The organism is Pseudomonas sp. GM79 (assembly GCF_000282495.1).
Lineage (GTDB): Bacteria > Pseudomonadota > Gammaproteobacteria > Pseudomonadales > Pseudomonadaceae > Aquipseudomonas.
Genome location: NZ_AKJE01000029.1, coordinates 60,863 through 80,642 on the forward strand (window position 1 = coordinate 60,863; position 19,780 = coordinate 80,642).

A 19,780-nucleotide genomic window follows, 5' to 3' on the forward strand; every position below is an offset into this window, starting at 1 on the left:
GAGTCAGTCAGTTAAACGCAATCCATGTGGGAGCGGGCTTGCCCGCGAAGGCGGCGGCACAGCCAACATTGATGTCGTCTGACACACCGCTTTCGCGGGCAAGCCCGCTCCCACAGGTTTTGTATCTTAACCAACTGGTATTAGGGCAAGCCTCTACGCCACCGTTTCCTGAATATTCATACATAGCCCCAAGCCGTCTACGCTCTTGAAACACTAACAAGAACGGGGAATGCACCATGGGGGTTCTTCACAAGCTGGCCTGGCTGGGCGGGATGCTTTTGCTGTGCCTGGGGCCGGTTCATGCCGCCACGACGGAAAAGGCTGACAGCCAGGCCGCCAAAGCCTTGCTGGAAAAAGCCCTGGCCTATTACCACGAGCAGGGTGACAAGGCTTTTGCGGCGTTCAGCCGTCAGGGCGAGTTTGTCGACAAGGATCGTTATGTCTTCGTGGTCGATACCAAGGGCGTGATGCTCGCCAGCGGCGGGCCATCTTCGGCGTTGATCGGTCGCGATGTGTCCGAGGTACTCGGGCCGGATGTACAGAAAGCCTTCAAGGACGCCTTGAAAGTGCCGGAGGGCAACGGCATTCAGCAGGCCGAATACCGCTGGCAGAACTGGGCCGACGGTAAGGTTGAACGCAAGCATGTGTTCTATCAGCGCATCGGCCAGCGGATTCTGGCGGTCGGTTATTACCTGCCACGGGCCTCGCCGCAACAGGCGCAAGCGTTGCTCGATAAAGCAGCGGTCGATCTGGCCAAAAACGAGAAGGGCACACTCACAGCGATCAACTCCCTCAAGGGCGGTTACTTGCAGGATGACCTGTACGTGTTTGTCGTCGACCAGGATACCCAGCGCTATGTCGCCCACGGCACCAACCTGCGATTGATCAATACCGACTTCGGCAAGATCAAGGACCCGGAAGGCAAACCGGTGGGCGAGCCGATTCTGGCGCTGATGGCCAAACAGGATGACGGCGAATACGAATACCGCTGGAAAAACCCGGTGACCGGCAAGGTCGAAGACAAGCATGCCTACCTGAAAAAGGTCGGGCATTTTCTGGTGGCGGTGGGGTATTACAGCCCTTGAAGGGTAGACATTGATCGTTCCCACGCTCTGCGTGGGAATGCCTCAAGGGACGCTCCGCGTTCCAATGGGACGCAGAGCGTCCCGGGCTGTATTCCCACGCAGAGCGTGGGAACGATCGGTCGGAGGGGTTAGCGGACCTTGTCCTCCCGCCCCCGCAACATTCTATTCGGCATGGCAATCGCCGCCGCCAGCCCCAGCAATGACACCGCCGCGCTGACCATCAGCAAATGCCGGAAGGTCAGCAGCAATTCTGCGCGCAAGGCGTCCTGCGCATCCCCCGGCGCGGCGTTCAAACCGTCCAGTAAAACATTTCCCGAACTGCCCTCGGCCATCAGCGACGAGCCGGCCAGGTGCGCAAAACTCGAATCCTGCAACAACGCCAGCAGCAGCGCCGACATCAACGCCACACCCGCTGCGCCGCCCAGAGAACGGAACAGATTGGTGGTGCTGGTGGCGACGCCGATGTCCCGTTGTTCCACCGAGTTTTGCGTGCCCACCAACGATGTGGGGAACTGCATGCCACTAGCGATGCCGCTGAGCAACATGAACAGGCTGCTCAGCACAAACGCCTGAGGCGCACTGAACGCCATGCCGAGAATCGAGAACGGCATCAGCAGGGCGCCAGTCAGGATCATCGGTTTATAACGACCGCTCACCGAGGTCTGGCGTCCGGCAAAGTACGCGCCTATCGGCAAACCCATGGCCAGTGGCAACAGGTGCAGCGCGGCGCTGTCAGCCCCGGCGCCGGTGACGCTCTGGAAGCGCAGCGGCATCAGCACGATCAAGGAAATCGCCTGGAAACTGGTGAAGAAAATCGTGCACCAGCAAAGAATCGCACTGCGGTTGGCGAACAAGTGCATCGGCAGCAACGGTTCCCGCGCCCGCCGTTCATGCCAGACGAATACGGCCAGCACCACCACCGCACAACCGAGCAAACCCGACACTTCAGTGCTGCGCCACGAATGTCCTTGGCCAACCTGAGTAATGCCCAGCAGTAACGCCGTCAGGCCGATGATCATCAGCAAGGTGCCCAAGTAATCGATGATCGGCTTGCGCTGCGGCACTGGCAAACCCACCAGCGTACGGTGGGCCACCAACAAGGCACCCAGGCCCAATGGAAGGTTGATCAGGAATACCCAGCGCCAGGACAGGTATTCGGTCATGTAGCCACCGAGTACCGGGCCGGCCACGCTGGCCACCGCGTACATGCTGCTGAAGTAACCCTGATAGCGACCGCGTTCGCGGGGTGGAACGATGTCGCCGATGATTGCCTGGCTCACCGAAATCATCCCGCCGGCGCCGATGCCCTGAAGAATCCGCGCCAGCACCAGTTGCTCCATGCTTTGCGCCATGCCGCAGAACAACGACGCCAGGGTGAACACGCCCATGCCGAACAGCATCAACTTGCGGCGCCCATACAGGTCGCCGAGTTTGCCGTAGATCGGCACCGCCACGGTCATCGCCACCATGTACCCGGAAATCACCCAGGCCAGCAGGCTGACATCCTTGAATTGCGCGGAAATGGCCGGCATCGACACGGCGACGATGGTCTGGTCCAGCGCGCCCAGAAAAATCGCCAGCATCAGGGCGATCAGCACGCTGCGAATGGCCGGTTTGGGTGTTTCAGGCTGGTTGAGATTGGTCACGGGTAAAACCTGCGGGCAGTAATGGGCCCGCAGCGGGCAAGGCGAGCGGGATGCTCGCCAGTGTAGATCGATAGGAGGCTATTCGATAGCCTCGTATGGAAGGCCAACGTAATTTTCAGCGATGGTTTTTCGGCCCGCCTCGGAGTCCACGAAATAGGCCAGCTCCGATTCGCTAATGCGCTGGCTGAACGCGTCGTGCTCGTCGAAGCGATGCAGCATTGAGGTCATCCACCAGGAAAACCGCTCGGCTTTCCACACCCGCCGCAAGCAGACCTCGGAATACTTCTCCAGCAAATCCACACGGCCTTCGCGGTAAACCTTCAGCAGAATATTGAACAACGTACTGACGTCGCTGGCCGCCAGGTTCAGGCCCTTGGCACCGGTGGGCGGGACGATGTGGGCGGCGTCACCGACCAGGAACATCCGCCCGTACTGCATCGGTTCGACCACGAAACTGCGCAGCGGCGCGATGCTTTTTTCGATCGACGGGCCGGTCACCAGCGTGTCGGCGAGGGCGGCTGGCAGACGGGATTTGAGCTCATCCCAGAAGCGTTGGTCAGACCAATCCTCGACGTTGTCCTGGGCCGGTACCTGGAGGTAGTAACGGGTACGGGTCGGCGAACGCATGCTGCACAGCGCAAAACCCCGTTCATGCCGCGCGTAGACCAACTCTTCGTGCACCGGCGGTGTGTCAGCGAGAATCCCCAGCCAGCCGAACGGATAAACCCGCTCGAACACCTTCAGGCAGTCGGCAGGAATCGACTGCCGCGCCACGCCATGAAAACCGTCGCAACCGGCGATGTAGTCACAATCGAGTCGATACGTTTCGCCGTCCTTGTCGAAGGTGACAAAGGGTTCGGCGGTTTTCATGCCGTGGGGGACGACATTGCTGGCTGCATAGATCGTCTGCGCACCGGCGTCCCGACGAGCGGCCATCAAATCGCGGGTGACCTCGGTCTGGCCATAGATCGTCACGGTTTTGCCGCCGGTCAGCGCCTGCAAATCGATGTGTACCCGGCGCCCGTCGAGGGCCAGTTCGAAGCCTGCATGCACGAGCCCTTCGGCGTCCATGCGCTGACCCACCCCGGCCTGACGCAACAGCTCTACCATGCCTTGTTCGAGGACACCGGCGCGGATGCGTCCGAGCACATAGTCCGGGGTCTGGCGTTCCAGGATCAGGGTGTCGATGCCGGCGTTATGCAGCAATTGGCCGAGTAGCAAGCCAGAGGGGCCGGCACCGATGATCGCGACTTGGGTTTTCAGTGTTTTCATTGTTTTTATGACTCGCAAGCTCCACACGACCAAGGCCGGTGAATGATTTTTATGGATCGAGTACTTGCATTTTTCACTTGCGAGTCTGTCAATTGAAGGGGAAAACTGAGCCGATACCTGTACATTCTGCCAATCGGTGCGATTATCGCCCCGTTACCCTCGAGGCCTGGATTGAAGTGATGAACAAGCCTGACCTGCCATCGATTCCGGTGTTCAAACTCTATGGTGAAAGCCTGGACTGGCCGACCCCTGACTTATTGCACTGTGAAACCATTTCCAAACGCAGCCGCGAACATCAATGGGAAATCAAACCCCACCGCCACGCCGATTTGTGTCAGTTACTCTTCGTTTTCAAAGGTCAGGCAGAGCTTGAGATCGAAGGCAAACGCTCACAATTGACTGAACCGGCAATCCTGATTCTGCCGCCATTATCGGTGCATGGTTATCGATTTTCCGAGGATGTCGAAGGTTTTGTCGTCACGCTGGCCGCGCCGCTGATCGCCCACCTGCAAGCACAACTGGGCAATTCGGTGAACGCTCTGGCACAGGCCGAAAGCTACCCGGCGGGCAAGGACAGCGAGTACCTCAACAGCCTGTTTTCAGCGCTGCAAAGCGAGTACACCGGCCATCAACCGGCGCGGGAAATGCTCATGCATTCGCTGGTCAGCGTGATTATGGTGTGGATCAGTCGCCAGGTGATTCAGCGCCAAACCGCCACCCAGCGTCCGCAGCGGGCTCGGGAATACCTCAACGGCTTTATTCAGCTGGTGGAAGAAACCTATCGCCAGCACGTCAAGGTCGAGGACCTGGCTCATCGGCTGGGGATTTCCGTGTCTCACCTCAATGGCACGTGCCGTGAACTGGCGGGGCAACCGGCGTTGCAGATCATGCACGAGCGTCAATTGCTGGAGGCCAAGCGCTTGCTGACCTACACCAGCATGACCATTTACGAAATGTCCGACGTGTTGGGGTTTTCCGATCCGACCAATTTCACACGCCTGTTCCGACGTCGCGTGGGGATTTCGCCCAAGGCCTTTCGCGACCGCTTGAAGGCCGATCAGGACCATGCCGATCAGGACAACGAGGCCTGAACCCCTTCGTTACCGGAGGGCGTTGAGGGTCGCGTTGTGGGGAATGCAGCGCTCGAAGTTGCAGCTCGCAAAGTCACGGGGCTGTTGTCGCAACTGCTCGACACGCCAGGCGGCTGTGCCATATAGCGCCAGCGTCGCCGCGCAAGTGACAAAAATGGCGAGGTATCTTTTTGTTTTGATGTTCATGGCGTTGACCTCTGAACGAATACCTTTCGGTACTGCTTTGAGCATAGGTCAGCGGTGATGAGTTGCCAGCAAAGCGGCCCTCGCGTTTAACGCGATATTCAGAACATTGATGCCCCCTTGTGGGAGCGGGCTTGCTCGCGAATGCGGTGTGACATTCAACAATGATGTCGACTGATTCACCGCTTTCGCGAGCAAGCCCGCTCCCACAGGGGATCTGCGTGTTGAAGTGGAAAGTATTCCCTCCATTGATCCGGTTACAGGCCTAGATCCCACTCCGGCTCTTCCGGAAATCTAAGCACCAAAAAATCCAGCATGCTGCGCAACGCCGCCGGCATGTGTTTGCGTGAGGCATACACCGCATAGATGTTCATCTGCCGAGGCTCGGCCCGGGGCAGCAGGCGGATCAGTTCGCCGCTGTGGATATGCACACCGGCCTGGTAACTGGGCAGCATTGCCACGCCGGCCCCGGCCATCGTCGCGCGCAACAGCGTGCTGGCTTCGTTGGCGCTGATGTTGCCCTGCACTGGCACCGAGACGGGCTCGCCGTCCTGTTCGAAATGCCACAGGCTCTTGCCGAAGTAGGAGTGGGTCAGGCAGTTGTGCAGGCTCAGGTCCTCGACCCGTTGCGGCATTGGGTGTTCGCTCAGGTAAGCGGGGGAGGCGCAGATCACCGAGCGGCAGACCGTCAGGCGCCGGGCGATCAGGTTCGGGTCCAGCTCATTGCTGGTGCGGATGGCGAGGTCGATGCGTTCATCCACCAGGTTCACCGTGCGGTCGAGCATTTGCATATCGATGCTGACGCCGGGGTAACGTTTGACGTAAGCCGCCATGGCGTCCGCCAGTTGCGCCTGGCCGAACGAGGTGCTGACGCTGATCCGCAGCAGGCCTCGCGGTGCGTCGTCCGGTTCGCTGACGGCGGCTTGCATGTCGCTGGACAACTCGAGCATCTGCCGACAGCGAGGCAGCATTTCCGTCCCGGCGGCGGTCAGGCTCAATTTGCGCGTGGTGCGGTGCATCAGGCGCGCGCCGACCCAATCTTCCAGCTCCGCCAGATAGCGTGAAACCACCGGCCGTGACAGGTCCAGGTGATCGGCGGCGGCCGATTGGCTGCCCAGGTCCACCACCGTAACGAACACCCGCATTGCTTGTAGACGATCCATGATTTGCCCGCTTTCAGAAACAAACTATGTTCAAGCATCGCATTTTTTGTATCGAGTCGGGCAACTAAGCTCTGTCCCATCGCCAAACACGGCATTCGGACAACGGAGCAACAGATGATCGGCTTCACTTCAATCAAACGCATTCTTCTGGCAACCGCCACGCTCGGCTTCGCGGCCCATGCCGCGGCGGCGTCCACCTTGACGCTGGACGTCTATAACCCTGGCACCAACGCGATCTTCCCGGTGACCTCGGTGCTGGTCAGCGGCGAGAAGGAAGCGATTCTGGTGGACGCGCAATTCGGCAAAGCCCAGGCCGAACAGGTGGTGGAAAAAATCCGCGCCAGCGGCAAGCAACTGACCACCATCTACATCAGCCACGGTGACCCGGATTACTACTTCGGCCTCGACACCGTTACCCAGGCGTTCCCGAAAGCCAAAGTGCTGGCTTCGCAACCAACCGTCGATCACATCAAAAAAACCGTCGACGGCAAATTGGCGTTCTGGGGCCCGAAAATGGGCGCCGACGTACCGAACAAAACCATCGTGCCGCAGGTGCTCAAGGGCGACAGCCTGATGCTGGAAGGGCAGAAATTGCAGGTGATCGGCCTGGACGGCAAGCAGCCGGATCGCAGCTTTGTGTGGATTCCGTCGATCAAGGCTGTGGTCGGTGGCGTGGTTGTCGCCGAAAACATTCACGTGTGGATGGCTGACACCCAGACCCCGCAATCCCATGCCGATTGGCTGACGACGCTGCAGGCGATCGAAGCACTGAAGCCGAACACCATCGTGCCGGGTCACTACCTCGGTGAGAGCGCTCGCTCTCTGGCGGCGGTGCAGTTCACCGCCGATTACATCAAGGCTTTCGACGAAGAAACCGCCAAGGCGAAAGACGCTGCCGAACTGATCGCTGCGATAAAAAAACGCTACCCGACCCTGGGCGAAGAAAGCTCACTCGAGCTGAGCGCCAAAGTCGCCAAGGGCGAGATGAAGTGGTAATCCGCCGCACCTGAAACTGAATAAGCCTTTGTGGCGAGGGAGCTTGCTCCCGCTCGGCTGCGAAGCAGTCGTAAAACCTGAGCATGCGGTGAGCCTGAAGAAATGCAGGGGAGCGCTTCGCACTCCAGCGGGAGCAAGCTCCCTCGCCACAATGAGCATTGCCACATCACTACAACTACATCACCGCAACTGGAGAAACGTCATGAGCAACATCGCAATCATCGGTGCCACCGGTCGTGCCGGTAGTCAACTGTTGGAAGAAGCCCTGCGTCGCGGTCACAGCGTCACGGCCATTGCCCGCGACACCTCGAAAATCGCCCCGCGAGCCGGTGTCGTGAGCAAAAGTGTCGACGTGCTCGACGCCGCTGCATTGCAGGCCGCCGTGGCCGGGCATGATGCGGTGATCAGCGCCGCGCACTTCTCCACCATCCCCGCCAGCGCCGTCATCGAGCCGGTGAAGAAGGCCGGGGTCAAGCGTCTGCTGGTGGTCGGCGGTGCCGGTTCGCTGTTGTTGCCGGGCGGTTCCAGGGTGATCGACAGCGAAGGCTTCCCGGAGGAATACAAGGCCGAGGCCAGCGCCGGTGCCGAATTCCTGAATACCTTGCGTCAGGAACAGGACCTGGACTGGACCTTCCTGTCGCCGTCGGCAGAGTTTGTCGAAGGTGAGCGCACGGGTACGTTTCGAATCGGCAAGGATGACTTGCTGGTGAGTGCAGAGGGGCGCAGCTGGATTACCTTTGCAGACTTCGCCATTGCGTTGCTTGATGAAGTGCAAACGCCGAAGTATTCCCGCCAGCGGTTTACTGTCGGGTATTGATGGCGCTGCTTAAATCATTCGCGAGCAAGCCCGCTCCCACATTTGATCTACGCCGTACACAAATACTGTGTTCACTGCAGACTTAATGTGGGAGCGGGCTTGCTCGCGAAGGGCTCACCGCGATTGAGCCTGCTCCACCAACCACCCCATCAATTCGCGCAACTTCGGCGAAGGAGCCGGTTTCTCGGGGAACACCAGGTAATACGCCAACCCGGTTTTCACCTTCAAATCAAAAGGCATGACCAGCCGTCCGGCACTCAGGTCATCGCCGATCAACGACCAATCGCCAATCGCCACGCCCGTCCCCTGGGACGCCATCGACATCGCCAGGTCCAGGGTTTCGAAATGCTGCCCTTTGCCGACATTGCTCAGCCGAATATCTGCAGCCTTCAGCCAGGCGTTCCAGTCCCGTTCATCGCGGGTGGGGTGCAGCAACAAGTGCTGTTGCAGATCGGCGGGTGTCTGCAAGGCCATCGGCCCTTCAAGCATTGGTCGGGAACATACAGGCGTCAGTTGTTCATCGAACAGATGCTGGGAGGCCAGGGAGTTGTCCGGCGGCGCGCCATACATCACCGCCGCATCGAACTGCTCGCGATGGAAATCCACGCCGTGTTTGACCGTGGTGGTCAATTCCACCGGTACATCCGGGCGCTCCTTTTGCCACTGCAACAGGCGTGGCAACAGCCAGCGCATCACACAGGTCGGGGCCTTGAGTTGCAGGGTTTCGCGCTTCTCGCCGATCTGCTCCACCGCCTCGTCGATCAGCCCGAAAATCTGCTGCACCCGTGGCAGCCACTCCCGTCCTTCGGCGGTCAGGCTCAAGCCTCGCGCCTGGCGAATGAACAGCTCATAACCCAGATGATCTTCCAGCCCGGCGATCTGCCGGCTCACCGCGCCTTGGGTGATGTGCAGTTGTTCGGCGGCCCGGGTGAAGTTGCAGCACTGCGCGGTGATCAGAAAAGTGTGCAGCGCCGGCAGGGGAGGCAATCGTTTCATTGGGATCCAAGGTATGACGTGAGGACATGGCTAGTATGACTTTTTATCCATTGTTGCGGCTACGTGTCGCCCGTTCCAATGAGGCCATCCCTGGACCTGCCAACCCATCATAAACACTGCGCAGGCCCGGCGTCTCAAACGAACAAAAAGGGCAAACACATGGCGACGTGCGGCGAAGTATTGGTCAAGTTACTCGAAGATTACGGGGTCGAGCAGGTGTTCGGCATTCCCGGGGTGCACACCGTGGAGCTGTATCGCGGGCTGGCCCGTTCGAGCATCAACCACGTCACTCCGCGTCACGAACAGGGCGCCGGCTTTATGGCCGACGGTTACGCTCGCACCAGCGGCAAACCGGGCGTGTGCTTCATCATCACCGGCCCTGGCATGACCAACATCACCACCGCCATGGGCCAGGCTTACGCCGACTCGATCCCGATGCTGGTGATTTCCAGCGTGCAATCGCGCAGCCAATTGGGCGGCGGTCGCGGCAAGTTGCATGAGCTGCCGAACCAAAGCGCACTGGTCGGCGGCGTGGCAGCGTTCTCCCATACCTTGATGTCGGCGGCTGAATTGCCGGGCGTGTTGGCCCGCGCCTTCGCGTTGTTCCAGGCTGGCCGTCCGCGCCCGGTACACATCGAAATCCCGTTGGACGTATTGGTCGAAGAGGCCGATGACTTGCTCGCCAGCGTGCCGGTGAACATCGACCGCGCCGGTGCTTCGCCCAGCGCGATCAGCCGCATGACCGACTGGCTGGCCGGTGCCAAGCGCCCGTTGATTCTCGCCGGTGGCGGCGCCATCGATGCCGCGGCCGAGCTGACTGAACTGGCCGAACTGCTGGACGCGCCAGTGGCCCTGACCATCAATGCCAAGGGCATGCTCGAATCCCGCCACCCGCTGCTGATCGGTTCGACCCAAAGCCTGGTAGCCACTCGCGCGCTGGTCGCTGAGGCCGACGTGGTGCTGGCCATCGGCACCGAACTGGCCGAAACCGATTACGACATCACCTTCGCCGGTGGCTTCGAAATTCCTGGCGTGCTGCTGCGCGTGGACATCGACCCTGACCAGACCGTGCGTAATTATCCGCCGAAAGTCGCGTTGGTGGCCGACTCGCGCAACGCCGCTCAGGCCTTGCTGAGTGCGCTGTCCCACAAGTCGCTGGCCGAGCGTCGCAACGATTGGGGCCAGGTGCGTGCCACGCATTTGCGCGATGAGTTGGCCGCATCCTGGGACGCCCCGACGCTGGCCCAGACTCGCTTCCTGGAAACTGTTTTGCATGAATTGCCGAACGCGGTGTTCGTCGGCGATTCGACCCAACCGGTGTACACCGGCAACCTGACCTTCAACCCGGAGCGCCCGCGTCGCTGGTTCAACTCGTCCACGGGTTACGGCACCCTCGGTTACGCCTTGCCGGCGGCGATTGGCGCCTGCCTCGGTGGCCGCGTCGAAGGCGGCGCACGCCCTCCGGTGTTGTGCCTGATCGGCGACGGTGGCCTGCAATTCACCCTGCCGGAATTGGCCAGTGCGGTAGAAGCACGCACCCCGGTGATCGTCCTGCTGTGGAATAACCAGGGCTACGAAGAGATCAAGAAATACATGGTCAACCGCGCCATCGAACCGGTGGGCGTGGACATCTACACCCCCGATTTCATCGGAGTGGCCAAGGCCCTGGGCTGTGCGGCCGAGGCGGTCAGCAGTGTTGACGGATTGCGTGATGCATTGCGCCTTGCCACCGATCGCCAGGGCCCGACCCTGATTGAAATTGATCAGACCCAGTGGATGAAGGCGGTGTCGCAATGAGTTTTCCAACTACTTTGGATGGCCTGTATATCAACGGCCAATGGGCCGCCGGCAACGAACATCTGCGCGTGATCAACCCGGCGACCGAAGCGCTGCTGACCACCGTTAATGGTGGCGATGCACACGCTGTCGATCAGGCCGTCACAGCCGCGACCCATGCTTTCAAGGAATGGTCGAAAACCACCGGCGCCGAGCGCGGGGCGATCCTGCGCAGAATCGCCGCGGGCGTGCAGGCCGGTCGCGAGCAGTTGATGAAGTTGCAGTCGAGCAACAACGGCAAACCACTGTTCGAAGCGGCCATCGACGTCGACGACGTGATTGCCACCTTCGAGTATTACGCCGAGCTGGCCGAAGGCCTGGACGCGAAGCAAGACAGCGCCGTGGCGTTGCCGAGCGATGATTTCAGCGCCCGTTTGCGCCGCGAACCGTGCGGTGTGGTGGGGCTGATCGTGCCGTGGAATTTCCCGATGGTCACCACTGCCTGGAAACTCGCCCCGGCCCTGGCCGCCGGTTGCTGCGTAGTGCTTAAACCGTCGGAAGTGACGCCGCTGCCGGAGCTGGAACTGGCGACGATCATTGCCGAAGCCGGTCTGCCAAACGGTGTGTTCAATCTGGTCTGCGGCACCGGCCTGGCTGTTGGTGCGCCGCTGTCGGCTGATCCGCGCATCGCCAAGATTTCCTTCACCGGCAGCAACGCGGTGGGCGTGCAGGTGATGCAGCGAGCGGCAGAAACCGTGAAGGGTGTGAGCCTGGAATTGGGCGGCAAATCTTCGCTGCTGGTACTCGCCGATGCCGACATCGAACTGGCCGTGGAAGTGGCCTGTGGCGGTGGTTTCTTCAACGCCGGGCAAATGTGTTCCGCCACCAGCCGCGTGCTGGTTGCCGATGAGCTGGCGGAAGAATTTGTAGCGCGATTGAAGGTGCGCGCCGAAGCCATTCGCGTGGCCGACCCGTTCGACCCGAACGTGGAAATGGGCGCACTGGTCAATCAGGCGCAATACCAACGTGTGCTGGGCCACATCGATCGCGGTTTGAGCGCAGGGGCGAAGCTGATCTGCGGCGGTAATCGCCCGGCGGACCTGCCTCGCGGCTATTTTTTGCAGCCGACCCTTTTCATCGACGTGCCCCTCGACAGTGCGCTGTGGTGCGAAGAGATTTTCGGCCCGGTGATCTGCGTGCGCAGTTTCACCTCTGAAACCGAGGCCATTGCCCTGGCCAACGACAGCCAGTTTGGCCTGGTAGCCAGCGTGGTCACGCGCGACGCGGAAGCGGCCGATCGGGTCGCCAACGCCTTGCAGGCGGGGCTTGTTTGGATCAACGCGCCGCAAGTGATCTTCCCGCAGACCGCCTGGGGTGGCTACAAACAGAGCAGCATCGGCCGCGAATTGGGACCGTGGGGCTTGCAGGCTTTCCAGGAAATAAAACACGTGATTCGGGCCGTCTGACAGCACGAAAAAGGTGAGCGCATGCCTCGTGATGAGGCATGCGCCAGCGTCATGGCTTCAATGAGTTTTTATCGATAGTCAGGTGTTTTGCACGACCTCAGGATGAACCCGCCGGTGCAGCTCAAGTCCTTTGAAACCGGGGACTGTAAGCCGATCTGGCCGCGCGGATGCAACGGTTGCGACCAACCTCATACTTAAAAAAACAAAGGGAGTCCTTCATGGGCGAGCACGATCTGAACAGACGTCAATTCATCAAAACCGTGGGCGTGGCGTCCGTGGCTGCGGCGGCCATGAGCATGCCATTCATCAAGGCCAATGCCAGCGACACACGTTTCCAGGGCAAGACCCTGCGCCTGCTGACCTGGTCCGACGACACCGGCCTTGCAGCATTGCGCAATATCGCGGCAACCTTCGAAGCCAAGTACGGCTGCAAGGTCATTGCTGACCGCACCGGCAGCACCTCGGAAATGGTCGCCAAACTCAAGGCCGGCGGTGATCGTCCGCAGTACGACATCATCACGCTGGCCGGCGTCGGCGCCGAAGGTCTGGCCGCCGCCAACCTGCTGGAAAAACCCGATCTCAACCGTATCCCTAACCTGATCGACGTGCCGGAGAAATACCGTACTGGCGCCAACGGTCACGGCATCGGTTACCTGCTGTGGTGCAACAGCCTGGTCTACAGCACCCGCACCATCAAAGAAGCGCCGGACAGCTATGCCGCCCTGTGGGACGCGGAACTGTCGCCGAACATCTTCCTGCCGCCGCCGAACTGGACCGAGGCCATGGACCTGATCATCATCGCCGCCAAACTGGCCGGCGGTGACGAACACAACATCGAGCCAGGCTTCAAGAAACTCGCCGAGCTGAAAGATCGCGTCGTGACCTTGGGCGAAAACCCGAACCAGATCGCCGAGCTGTTCCGCACAGGTTCCCTGGACATGGGCGGCTTGTATGCGCCGGCGTTCTTTCCGAAACAGATTCGCGATCCGGCCTACGGTCTGGGCGCCACGTTCGGCATGAAGGAAGGCTTCTACACCGACCTGATGCTGTCGGTGATGCCGAAGAATCGTCCGGGCGATATTGACCTGGCCTACGCCTTCATCAACCACTCTCTGGACCCGCTGGTGCAGGGCAAGATGGCCGAGGATATCTACAACGGCCCGGTCAACGCCAAGGCGATCATCTCCGCCGAAGCGCGCAAGAGCCCGTACATCCTCACGCCGGAGCAGATTGCCGAGAAGGCGATCATGCACGACAACGCCTTCCTGGCCACCGTGCATGACCAATGGATTCGTCGTTACACGGAAATCTTTTCTTCCTGATCGAGTGGCGTACGCAAGCCTTCTGGGACACCACAAATCCAATGTGGGAGCGGGCTTGCTCGCGAATGCGGTGTGACATTCAACATTGATGTCGACTGACACGGCCTCTTCGCGAGCAAGCCCGCTCCCACAGGGTTCAACGTGGTTTCAAGTCTTGTGTTCGTTCAGCTGCTTTCCATTGACGAGACCCTTGCTATGGAACACCAACCTCTGACCCATCCGGTAAGCGCCGCACCCGTGCGCGTCAACCGGGGTGTCTCACCGACGGCGCGCGCCTGGCTTTTCCTCTCGCCGTCGATGCTGTTTCTCGGCGTGCTGATTGCCGCGAGCCTCTTGGTACTGCGCATGAGCGTCGGTACCAAAGGCGCGGAGTGGTCCGGCTTCAGCCTGGCCAGTTACGCCCAATTGCTGGAACCCTATTACCTCAAATCGTTGCTGCTGACGTTGCGCCTGGCGCTGATCAGTGCGGTGATTGCGGTGCTGCTGGCGATCCCGGTGGCCTACACCATGTCGCGACTGACCTCACCGTTTGTGCGGCGGATCTTCCTCGCCGCGGTGCTGCTGCCCTTGCTGGTCAACCTGCTGCTGCAAAGCTACGGCTGGCTGGTGATTCTCGGCCCCGGCGGCATGCTCAATCAGGCGCTGATGGGCCTGGGCCTGATCAAGCGGCCAATCATGCTGCTGTACAACCAGAACGGCGTGTTGATGGGCCTGGTGCAAACCGCGTTCCCGTTGGCCGTGCTGCCGATTGCCAGCGCCATGCGCGGCGTCGCCCGCACTTACGAAGAAGCAGCCGCCACCCTAGGCGCCAGTCGCTTGCAGGTGTTCCGTCAAGTGGTGTTGCCGATGAGTTTGCCGGGGATCATCACCGGCGCGACGCTGGTGTTTGCCTACAACGCCAGTAGCTTCGTGGTGCCGTTGCTGCTCGGTGGTCGGCGCGTGCCGATGCTGGCGGTGATGGTGCATGACCAGATCGCCCCGCTGATGAACTGGCCCGCCGCGTCCGCTGCCGGTGTGGTGCTGATCGTTACCACCCTGGCGATCATGACCTTGTCCGAATACATCACTGGCCGTCGTCGGCGCATGCTGGAGGCTTCCCAATGAGCACCTTGATCAAGAAGCGCCATTCGCTGCTGCCAGGCGATACCGGCAAGTTCGCCGGCATCCTGTCAGGCTTCATTTTGCTGCTGGCAGTGCTGCCGATCCTGACCATGATCGTCATGTCGTTCAGCGGTGCATCGAACCTCGACTTCCCACCCAGCAGCTATAGCCTGCAATGGTACAAAGCCGCCTGGAACACCTTCGTGTCGCCGGATTCCAGCGATGTGCTGAGCCTTGGCAAAGCCATGACCACCAGCCTGATGGTGGCCTGCCTGACCATGATTTTCGCCACGATTATCGCGGTGCCGGCAGCCTATGCCCTGACCCGTTGTGAGTTCCGCGGCAAGGCCGTGGCGCTGCAATTGATGTCGTTGCCACTGGTGTTCCCGATGGTGGTGTTGGGCCTGGCCTTGCTGCTGGTGTTCGACAGCCTGCCGTTCCACATCACCACCTCGCGGCTGGTGATTGCCCACGTGATCCTGGCGCTGCCGTTCGTGGTGAAAAACTGCACCGCGGCGATGCTCTCCATCGGCAGCGAAGTTGAAGAGGCCGCGCAGATGCTCGGTGCTTCGCCGCTGCGGGCGATTGTCGATGTGGTGGTGCCGCTGATGAAGTCGGGGATTCTGGCGGGCATGCTGCTGGCGTTCATCGTCTCGTTCAACGAATTCACCGTGACCTATTTCCTCTACACCATCGACGTCATGACCGTGCCGATCTGGATGTACAGCCGCACCGTGTCCTCGCTCGACCCTACCGTTTTCTCGTTTGCCGTGCTGATCGTGCTGATCGACTTCGTCCTGATCTGGGCGTTGGAGAAGCTAGTCGGTGAAGGTGGCGTTTCGTTCTAGCTTCTGCCTGGAGGTGCCTGCGCTCGATCATGCTGCGTTAAAAGTCCGCTCAGAATGCTCATTGACTAAAGTCAACTCCGCTTCTTCGCAGACTTTTGCCTTGCCTGATCTTCGCTCGGCGACCTCCAGCCAGAACCTTATTCTTGAGGTGCAACATGACTGGTCTGATTCTGGAAAACGTCGAGAAACATTACGGCTCGGCCTGCGCGGTAAAGGATGTGAACCTGCATTTGCCCGAGGGCAAACTGGTGTGTTTCCTCGGCCCTTCGGGCTGCGGTAAAACCACCTTGCTGCGGATGATCGCCGGGCTGGAAACCCTGACCGGTGGCGAGATTCGCCTGGACGGTGAAGACATCGGCCATACGCCGGCGCATCAGCGTAATTTCGGCATGGTGTTTCAATCGCTGGCGCTGTTTCCGCACATGACGGTGGGGGAGAACATTGCCTATCCGCTGAAACTGCGCGGCGTCAGCAAGGCGGATCAACAGGCGCGGGTGGTGGAGTTGCTGGAGCTGATTCAGCTGCAGGAAATGATTGATCGCCCGGTGGCGAAACTCTCTGGCGGACAACGTCAGCGCGTGGCAATTGCCCGGGCGATTGCCTCGCGGCCGAAAATCCTCCTGCTCGATGAGCCGCTGTCGGCGCTGGACGCCAAGCTGCGCGAGTCGATGCAGGTGGAAATCCGTCAGCTGCAACAGCGCTTGAACATCACCACCATCATGGTCACCCACGACCAGCGCGAAGCCATGACCATGGCCGACATCGTGGTGGTGCTGGGTGAACATCGGGTGCAGCAGGTGGGCTCGCCGATTGAAATCTACCGGCATCCGGCCAATGAATTCGTCGCGGACTTTATTGGTTCGGGGAACATTTTCCCGGCCACGGCGCTGGGCAACGGCAAAGTCAGCTTGCCCGGTGGCGATGCGCTGCAAGTGCCGATCTGCAGCAGTATTGTGGTGGGGGAGAAGGTGAAGATGCTGATTCGCCCGGAAGACCTGCAACTGTCACAACCCCAGGCCACGGCGGGCAATCGCTTGCTGGGGAAGGTGACGTTTGTGCGCGATATCGGGGCGACGATTGAAACCACCGTCGAGTGTTCCGGGGTGTCGTTTACCGCGTTGAGCACGCCGTGTCAGGGGGTTGGGTTGAGCATTGGCAATCCGGTGTCGGTGACGTTGCCGGCTGAGGCTTGCCGGGTACTCAGCGCCTGACTTTAGAGGTGGGGCGCCTTTGCCGGCCCCTTCGCGAGCAAGCCCGCTCCCACATTGGATCTGCGGTGTTCACTTATTTTGTGTCCACCACAAATCCAATGTGGGAGCGGGCTTGCTCGCGAAGGGGCCATCAGCCACACCGAAAACGTCAGATCAAACCGACAACCGCAACCGCGCCAAATCCCGGAGCGGCGGCGCCCCGAACAATCGGCTGTACTCCCGGCTGAACTGCGAAGGGCTTTCATACCCCACCCGATAACCCGCCGCCGAAGCTTCCAGCCCTTCGGCCAGCATCAACCGCCGCGCCTCTTGCAGGCGCAACTGCTTCTGATATTGCAGCGGACTCATCGCCGTCATCGCCTTGAACCGGTGATGCAATGTCGACACGCTCAGGTTCACTTCCCGCGCCAGATCATCAATGCGCAACGGTTGCTCATAATTGCCGTTGAGCCATTTGATCGCCTGGCTGATGCGATGGCTCTGGCTGTTGGCGATGGCAATCTCATACAGCCGATGCCCCTGCTGGCTGCGTAACAGCCGATACAGAATCTCCCGACGAATCAGCGGCGCCAGCATGGCGATGTCTTTGGGTGTGTCCAGCAAACGCGCCAGACGCAGCACGGCATCGAGCATTGCCGTGTCGATCTGCTCCACATACAGGCCGCGGCCAGTGGGCCGTGTGGGTACGCCGATGGGGCCGGCGTCGGCAATCAGCGCGGTGATTTCTGCGGGATCGATGTCCAGCCGCACGGCGAGGATCGGTTCCTCAGGCGAGACATTCACCACCCGCCCGCTCAACGGCATCGAGACCGACACCACCAGGTAATTCAGCGGGTCGTAATTGAAGTATTCATCCGCCAGCCGCACTTCCTTGCGCCCTTGGGCCATGATGCACAGGGCCGGTTGCGCCAGCACTGGGGCGAAGTCATGGTTTTGACTGTGACGCGACATGAACAGCGAACCGACGGCAGTGGCATAAGTGCCATCCTCCATCGTGTTACGACGGATGAGGGTGGCCAGTTCCGCGCGCTGTTTTTCCATGTCGGCGGCAAGCGGGGCTTGAAAATGATCGAGCGACGACATGCTGGGCATCCTCGGTGACGCGTTGGTAATGGGCTGAGCTTAAATTTGTGCAAGGGACAGCGGTAGCCACATCCTGCCAAAAGCTTGCCTGATTCTGCACGGGGCTTCGTGTGCCGCCCCGTCATGGCGTGACGCAGATGGGTAACGGCTGACGCAAACTCCCCCTGTAGGAGCTGCCGAAGGCTGCGATCTCTAGATCTTGAAAACAGAAGTCAAAAGATCGCAGCCTTCGGCAGCGCCTACACAAAGCTCGTGTGACAGTGATGTGACGGGTTTTACCGGTTGTTACAGGTGTTGAGCCAAGTCTCGCAGGATTGTGCAATGCGTCGGCAGGAATCGACTAACGGCGACTGCGACACGCCGCCTAATCTTGGATCCTGTCGCAGCCCGTCCCCGGCTGCCCCTGGATGACCTGGGAGGGTTGAACATGTCTACGCAAATCCCCGTCAGTCATATGGCCTTCGTCCGCGCCCGCGCCGGGCGTTCGGCAGAACTCGGTGCGCGCCTGAGCGCCCTGATCGAGCCGTCGCGCAACGCGCCGGGTTGCCTGAGCTTTGCCCTGCAGCACTCGCAATGCGATCCCGAGCTGTGGCTGGTGTCCGGTTTCTGGGACAACCAACAGGCCATGACCGCTTACTTCGGCAGCCCGGCGATGCAGATTTTTGCCGAGCTGGTGCAGGAGCTGCTGGTCAATAGCCTGGATTTTCATACCTTCAAGGATGTCTCGGCGGTCCAGGCCCTTGGCCAGTCCCAGGCAGCGGTACACAAACTCGCCGGTTGAGGGTTTAATGGCGCAACTCTCCATTAGCCAGGATCCGCGACATGGCACGCAAAGCCTTTGAACACTTCGAAGCCGTTTCAGCAGTAGTACCGGGCGAGGGCGGTTACCACGCCGCAATTGCCGTCAAAGCCCTCGGCGGTTCCGGTGCCCCGACTTTTCACAAAGTGCTGGAAGGCCAGACTTTCAAGACCGCTCATGAAGCGGACGAGGCTGCGGCCAAAGAGCTGACCCGCCTCAAAGACGTTAAAGAAGACGCCGACCTGCTCTGGTAATTACTTGACCGCCCCGGGGCGGAACATCTTGAACAATGCCTCTGGCCCCAGCTGAAAGTAATCCGCCGGCCCGCCGCCGCGCAGAATCGGTTCTGCCGCGGCGGTGTCGTACACCCCATCCTTCAACAGCCATTTGGCGATGTGCACGGCAACCACTTCGCCGAGAATCAGCCAGCTCGGCACCACCTCCTTGTTGGCGCGCTGCAACTGAATGATCTGCGTGACCTTGCACTCAAAGGACACCGGGCTTTCGGCGACCCGTGGCACCTGAATGATTTTCGACGCCACGGTGGTCAGCCCGGACAGTTCGAATTCATTGACCTGCGGCCCGACCATGGCGCAGCTCTGGTTCATCTGCTCGGCCAGCGGACGAGTCGCCAGGTTCCAGGCGAATTCGCCGGTCTGCTCGATGTTGTTCAGGCTGTCTTTGCGCCCGACACTGGAAAACCCAATGATTGGCGGGATGTAGTTGAAGGCGTTGAAGAAGCTATAGGGCGCCAGATTCAAGCAGCCATTGGCGTCCTGGGAAGAAATCCAGCCGATAGGGCGCGGGCCGACGATGGCGTTGAACGGATCATGCGGCAGGCCGTGGCCGTTGGCGGGTTCGTAGAAGTGGATGTCGTCGGGCATGAACGGGTCCCTGAGGCGTTGATTCGGAATCGATCATAGTG

The 19,780-nt window shown here is 60.3% G+C and carries 19 protein-coding genes; 12 read left to right on the plus strand and 7 right to left on the minus strand.

Annotated features, from left to right (window positions below; translation table 11 throughout):
* Positions 1-236 precede the first annotated feature (236 nt).
* A complete protein-coding gene (locus PMI36_RS21545) occupies positions 237-1,085 on the plus strand; it encodes a cache domain-containing protein (protein WP_007898407.1) in 849 nt (282 codons plus the stop codon).
* Between the two features lie 128 nt (positions 1,086-1,213).
* Here PMI36_RS21545 and PMI36_RS21540 read toward each other — a convergent pair whose 3' ends face one another.
* Both PMI36_RS21540 and pobA read right to left on the minus strand, forming a co-directional pair.
* Positions 1,214-2,731 (minus strand): MDR family MFS transporter, encoded by a 1,518-nt coding sequence (locus tag PMI36_RS21540; protein WP_008069564.1) that lies wholly within the window; start codon positions 2,729-2,731, stop codon positions 1,214-1,216.
* 78 nt (positions 2,732-2,809) lie between these two features.
* A complete protein-coding gene (gene pobA / locus PMI36_RS21535) occupies positions 2,810-3,994 on the minus strand; it encodes a 4-hydroxybenzoate 3-monooxygenase (protein ID WP_443216685.1) in 1,185 nt (394 codons plus the stop codon).
* A 188-nt stretch (positions 3,995-4,182) separates the two neighbouring features.
* Here pobA and PMI36_RS21530 point away from each other — a divergent pair, with 188 nt between their 5' ends.
* A complete protein-coding gene (locus PMI36_RS21530; RefSeq protein ID WP_008069566.1) occupies positions 4,183-5,094 on the plus strand; it encodes a helix-turn-helix domain-containing protein in 912 nt (303 codons plus the stop codon).
* A 9-nt stretch (positions 5,095-5,103) separates the two neighbouring features.
* Here PMI36_RS21530 and PMI36_RS31675 read toward each other — a convergent pair whose 3' ends face one another.
* Positions 5,104-5,280 carry a hypothetical protein gene (locus PMI36_RS31675; RefSeq protein ID WP_008069567.1) on the minus strand — a complete coding sequence of 59 codons (177 nt, stop codon included), beginning with the start codon at positions 5,278-5,280 and terminating at the stop codon, positions 5,104-5,106.
* A 254-nt stretch (positions 5,281-5,534) separates the two neighbouring features.
* The gene (locus PMI36_RS21525; protein WP_202949515.1) at positions 5,535-6,440 is read right to left on the minus strand and encodes a LysR family transcriptional regulator; all 906 of its coding nucleotides are present in this window, start codon (positions 6,438-6,440) and stop codon (positions 5,535-5,537) included.
* 114 nt (positions 6,441-6,554) lie between these two features.
* Between PMI36_RS21525 and PMI36_RS21520 the strand changes: the two genes are divergently transcribed.
* The gene (locus PMI36_RS21520) at positions 6,555-7,436 is read left to right on the plus strand and encodes an MBL fold metallo-hydrolase (protein WP_008069569.1); all 882 of its coding nucleotides are present in this window, start codon (positions 6,555-6,557) and stop codon (positions 7,434-7,436) included.
* A 202-nt stretch (positions 7,437-7,638) separates the two neighbouring features.
* Complete coding sequence (locus tag PMI36_RS21515; protein ID WP_008069570.1) at positions 7,639-8,253, plus strand: NAD(P)-dependent oxidoreductase; 615 nt, start codon at positions 7,639-7,641, stop codon at positions 8,251-8,253.
* A 114-nt stretch (positions 8,254-8,367) separates the two neighbouring features.
* Here the strand turns inward: PMI36_RS21515 and PMI36_RS21510 are convergent, their stop codons facing one another.
* Complete coding sequence (locus tag PMI36_RS21510; RefSeq protein ID WP_008069571.1) at positions 8,368-9,249, minus strand: LysR substrate-binding domain-containing protein; 882 nt, start codon at positions 9,247-9,249, stop codon at positions 8,368-8,370.
* 159 nt (positions 9,250-9,408) lie between these two features.
* Between PMI36_RS21510 and PMI36_RS21505 the strand changes: the two genes are divergently transcribed.
* From PMI36_RS21505 to PMI36_RS21480, 6 genes are all read left to right on the plus strand, one after another.
* On the plus strand, positions 9,409-11,046 hold the full coding sequence (locus PMI36_RS21505) for a 5-guanidino-2-oxopentanoate decarboxylase (RefSeq protein WP_008069573.1): 1,638 nt from the start codon (positions 9,409-9,411) through the stop codon (positions 11,044-11,046).
* Positions 11,043-12,491, plus strand: coding sequence for an aldehyde dehydrogenase family protein (locus PMI36_RS21500; protein ID WP_008069575.1), 1,449 nt, complete (start codon positions 11,043-11,045; stop codon positions 12,489-12,491). Before PMI36_RS21505 ends, PMI36_RS21500 begins: the two co-directional genes overlap by 4 nt.
* A 218-nt stretch (positions 12,492-12,709) precedes the next feature.
* A complete protein-coding gene (locus PMI36_RS21495) occupies positions 12,710-13,813 on the plus strand; it encodes an ABC transporter substrate-binding protein (protein ID WP_008069577.1) in 1,104 nt (367 codons plus the stop codon).
* A gap of 195 nt (positions 13,814-14,008) precedes the next feature.
* Complete coding sequence (locus tag PMI36_RS21490; RefSeq protein WP_008069586.1) at positions 14,009-14,917, plus strand: ABC transporter permease; 909 nt, start codon at positions 14,009-14,011, stop codon at positions 14,915-14,917.
* The gene (locus tag PMI36_RS21485) at positions 14,914-15,762 is read left to right on the plus strand and encodes an ABC transporter permease (RefSeq protein ID WP_008069587.1); all 849 of its coding nucleotides are present in this window, start codon (positions 14,914-14,916) and stop codon (positions 15,760-15,762) included. The genes PMI36_RS21490 and PMI36_RS21485 overlap by 4 nt, the downstream gene beginning before the upstream one ends.
* A gap of 155 nt (positions 15,763-15,917) precedes the next feature.
* A complete protein-coding gene (locus tag PMI36_RS21480) occupies positions 15,918-16,973 on the plus strand; it encodes an ABC transporter ATP-binding protein (RefSeq protein WP_008069588.1) in 1,056 nt (351 codons plus the stop codon).
* 153 nt (positions 16,974-17,126) lie between these two features.
* Here the strand turns inward: PMI36_RS21480 and PMI36_RS21475 are convergent, their stop codons facing one another.
* Positions 17,127-18,056, minus strand: a complete 930-nt coding sequence (locus PMI36_RS21475; RefSeq protein WP_008069589.1) for an AraC family transcriptional regulator — start codon at positions 18,054-18,056, stop codon at positions 17,127-17,129.
* A gap of 427 nt (positions 18,057-18,483) precedes the next feature.
* Between PMI36_RS21475 and PMI36_RS21470 the strand changes: the two genes are divergently transcribed.
* Both PMI36_RS21470 and PMI36_RS21465 read left to right on the plus strand, forming a co-directional pair.
* Positions 18,484-18,837 carry a putative quinol monooxygenase gene (locus tag PMI36_RS21470; RefSeq protein WP_008069590.1) on the plus strand — a complete coding sequence of 118 codons (354 nt, stop codon included), beginning with the start codon at positions 18,484-18,486 and terminating at the stop codon, positions 18,835-18,837.
* Positions 18,838-18,878: 41 nt separating this feature from the next.
* Entirely contained in the window at positions 18,879-19,109 is a 231-nt protein-coding gene (locus PMI36_RS21465; RefSeq protein ID WP_008010028.1) for a hypothetical protein, read from the plus strand.
* Here PMI36_RS21465 and PMI36_RS21460 read toward each other — a convergent pair whose 3' ends face one another.
* Positions 19,110-19,739: a flavin reductase family protein gene (locus PMI36_RS21460; protein WP_008069593.1), complete on the minus strand. Its 630-nt coding sequence runs from the start codon at positions 19,737-19,739 to the stop codon at positions 19,110-19,112. It lies immediately after the preceding gene.
* Positions 19,740-19,780 lie beyond the last annotated feature (41 nt).